Here is a 518-nt window from a genome sequence, read left to right as displayed (position 1 = left end):
GACTACTCCGACCCCAAATTTGAAAACGCCGACCTTTGTAAAGACCTTCCACCACACTACTGGGAAAAAAGAGGATACAAAGTCAGCGGATCACAACAAAGCAAAAGAGCAACCCTCAAAGACTGCTCGTTAACAGATGGGACAGAAAGCTTCGATGAGGGAGCTTCGGTTAGTACCGATAAAAGAATTAGAAAAAATGTCGGGGGTAAACTATTCAAGCAGTATTATCCTGGACGATTTGACCAAGTTATAATGAATTTATGGCCTCCGGTATGTAGTGCATATATAGAAACGTCAATTGGAAGGATCGGTTTTTCCTACGCGAATGATGAAGAAAATCTATCTGAAAATGAACTATGTGAAAGGGCGCATCGTTTTTTAGAGAAAGTGGGTAGGTGAGTGGGGGTTTCCATTGGGTCGTGTTGGTGTGATGTCTGGTAGGTGCGCGGTGTTTGTTGTGTTGTCGTGTGTGGTGGTGATGCTGGGGGTGTAGGGGGTGGGTGTGGTGTTGTTCGTAG

At 45.0% G+C, this 518-nt stretch carries 1 protein-coding gene; it reads left to right on the top strand.

Annotated elements, in window-relative coordinates:
• Window positions 1-399: hypothetical protein (locus tag V5S80_RS09345; RefSeq protein ID WP_395170499.1), on the top strand; the 399-nt coding region annotated here is incomplete at its 5' end.
• Window positions 400-518: the final 119 nt, after the last annotated feature.

The organism is Corynebacterium sp. PCR 32 (genome assembly GCF_037464985.1).
Lineage (GTDB): Bacteria > Actinomycetota > Actinomycetes > Mycobacteriales > Mycobacteriaceae > Corynebacterium > Corynebacterium kroppenstedtii_D.
Note: the sequence above shows the minus strand (reverse complement) of the source record. Positions and strands in the feature narration are given on the sequence as shown.